Origin of the sequence: Streptomyces sp. ID05-39B, assembly GCF_033794725.1 — a bacterium.
GTDB classification, from domain to species: Bacteria; Actinomycetota; Actinomycetes; order Streptomycetales; family Streptomycetaceae; genus Streptomyces; species Streptomyces bobili.
Window position 1 is genome coordinate 1 of the sequence record NZ_JARGEF010000446.1, and the last position, 2791, is coordinate 2791.

Genomic DNA, 2791 nt, shown 5'->3' on the forward strand with positions numbered 1-2791 from the left:
GGCTTGGCCGGGGGGTCCGTCGGGCGGGTCGGCCGGTCCGGTGCCGGGTCCGCCGGTGGAGCGGCAGGGTGTCGGGGCTGATGCGGTGGTGTCGGTGGAGCGGCCGTCGGGTGAGGGGCCTGCCACCGGGTTCGTTCCGCCGGCGTAGCGGTCCTCGGTCGGCTGGGTCAGTCGAAGGTCGACGGGGGCGATTCGAGGTCTTCCAGCTCGATGCCGGGGGCTGCGAGGACGACGTCCCCGGCGATGTGCACGCTGTGCTGCTCGCCGGTGTCCAGGGCTGTGACCTGGTATTCGTCCACGGTCAGGGGTCCGTTGTCAGTGGGGTGTGCTTGTCTTTTCAGCAGGGCCCAGGACTGGTCGACGGTGCGGGGGGCTAGGACCGGATCGGTGAAGGCGACGAGGCGTACGCGGGTCGCGGACGCGGTGGGGGTGAGGCGAAGCAGGCGGGCGGTGGCGATGAGGAATGCGGGGGAGGTGCCGGTGAAGGCGTGGGCGGGGACGTTGCCTTCTGTGGCGTGGCTGCCGGTGGGGTCGGTGCGGACCCAGGTGACGCCTTCGAGGGCTGCGCCGCGTACCTGCCAGTCGCTCGCGTGGAGTTCGAGGCGGAGGGGGCGTCCGAGGGCGTCGAGGGTGAGGTCGACGGAGCCGTGGTGATCGCCGGTGGGGGTGGTCAGCCGGGAGACGTAGCGCCAGCCGGAGGGGCCGGGGGCGCATTGGAAGTGCTCGTGGGCGAGGGGGGTGTGATCGTGCGGATCGTGGAGCGAATAGCGGCCGCGGGGCATGAGGGTCCTGTGGTGTGACGGGCTGGTCCGGTCACCTGGGCGTGCCGGGCCGGTGCTGTGACGGCCGGTCCGGGCGGGGGCCGACGGGGCAGGCCCCCGACACGGGGGTGCGGGGGCCTGTCTCGGAGGACCTGGTGCTGAGGAGTGTGTCCGTGGTGGGGCATGTTCCTCAGCGGGTGGGTCGGACTCAGTAGCGGTACTGGTCGGACTTGTACGGGCCGTCGACCTCGACGCCGATGTACGAGGCCTGCTCGGGACGGAGGGTCGTGAGCTTCACGCCGAGTGCGTCGAGGTGGAGGCGGGCGACCTTCTCGTCGAGGTGCTTGGGCAGCACGTAGACGCCGGTCGGGTACTCGTCGGGCTTGGTGAACAGCTCGATCTGGGCCAGGGTCTGGTCCGCGAAGGAGTTGGACATCACGAACGAGGGGTGGCCGGTGGCGTTGCCCAGGTTCAGCAGGCGGCCCTCGGAGAGGACGATGAGGGTCTTGCCGTCGGGGTAGGTCCAGGTGTGGACCTGCGGCTTGATCTCGTCCTTGACAATGCCGGGGGTGGCGGCGAGGCCGGCCATGTCGATCTCGTTGTCGAAGTGGCCGATGTTGCCGACGATGGCCTGGTGCTTCATCTTGGCCATGTCGGAGGCCATGATGATGTCCTTGTTGCCGGTCGTGGTGATGAAGATGTCGGCCTGGCCGACGACCTCGTCGAGGGTGGTGACCTGGTAGCCGTCCATCGCCGCCTGGAGGGCGCAGATGGGGTCGATCTCGGTGATGATGACGCGGGCGCCCTGGCCGCGCAGGGACTCGGCGCAGCCCTTGCCGACGTCGCCGTAGCCGCAGACGACCGCGGTCTTGCCGCCGATGAGGACGTCGGTGGCGCGGTTGATGCCGTCGATCAGGGAGTGGCGGCAGCCGTACTTGTTGTCGAACTTCGACTTGGTGACGGCGTCGTTGACGTTGATCGCGGGGAACAGCAGGACGCCGTCGCGCTGCATTTCGTACAGGCGGTGGACGCCGGTGGTGGTCTCCTCGGTGACGCCGCGGATCTCGGACGCCAGCTGGGTCCACTTCTGCGAGCCGTCGGTGATGGTGCGGTTGAGGAGTTCGAGGACGACGCGGTGCTCGTCGTTCTCGGCGGTGTCGACGGAGGGGACCTTTCCGTCCTTCTCGTACTCGACGCCCTTGTGGACGAGCATGGTGGCGTCACCGCCGTCGTCAAGGATCATGTTCGGGCCGCCGGTGGGGCTGTTCGGCCAGGTCAGTGCCTGCTCCGTGCACCACCAGTACTCCTCCAGCGTCTCGCCCTTCCAGGCGAAGACGGGGATGCCCTGCGGGTTGTCGGGCGTGCCGTTCGGGCCGACGGCGATGGCGGCGGCCGCGTGGTCCTGGGTGGAGAAGATGTTGCAGGAGGCCCAGCGGACCTCGGCGCCGAGGGCGGCCAGGGTCTCGATGAGGACGGCGGTCTGCACGGTCATGTGCAGGGAGCCGGTGACGCGGGCGCCGGCGAGGGGCTGGGCGTCGGCGTACTCGCGGCGGATCGACATCAGGCCGGGCATCTCGTGCTCGGCGAGGGTGATCTCCTTGCGGCCGAACTCGGCCAGGGAGAGATCGGCGACCTTGAAGTCCTGCCGGTTGTCGACAGTCGTCATGTGAAGCTGCTCCTCGGGTTGGAGAGGGGTCTGGGTGCGGCTGGTCTGCGCGGCGGCGGACACAGGGGTGCCCCGAAGGGGACACGGGCATGCCCGCGTGCGCGCAGCGCAGTCCGTCGGAGGCCCTCTCTCCCTCGGACGGTCCGTGTGGGACCGCCCGACCGCCATCAGCAGCGACGTCTGGCTCCGTCCCAAGCTACACCGGTGACGGCGGACGTCCCCAGTCCGCCTTCGAACAGATCGCGCCGATCTGGTGGCCCTGGTCCGGGAATGGCGGCGGGGCCCGCCGGTGGTCGGCGGGCCCCGTCGGGTGGGTCGGTGGTCAGTGGCCGGCCGGGGGGTGGGCCGGCCACTGACCACCGAC

Annotated in this window: 2 protein-coding genes; both read right to left on the reverse strand. The window is 70.1% G+C overall.

Going from position 1 to position 2791, the window contains the following annotated elements; genetic code table 11:
- Window positions 1-167 precede the first annotated feature (167 nt).
- Entirely contained in the window at window positions 168-782 is a 615-nt protein-coding gene (locus P1P75_RS40865) for a hypothetical protein (RefSeq protein WP_319264928.1), read from the reverse strand.
- A gap of 187 nt (window positions 783-969) precedes the next feature.
- Window positions 970-2427 carry an adenosylhomocysteinase gene (gene ahcY, locus P1P75_RS40870; protein ID WP_319264931.1) on the reverse strand — a complete coding sequence of 486 codons (1458 nt, stop codon included), beginning with the start codon at window positions 2425-2427 and terminating at the stop codon, window positions 970-972.
- Between the last annotated feature and the right edge of the window lie 364 nt (window positions 2428-2791).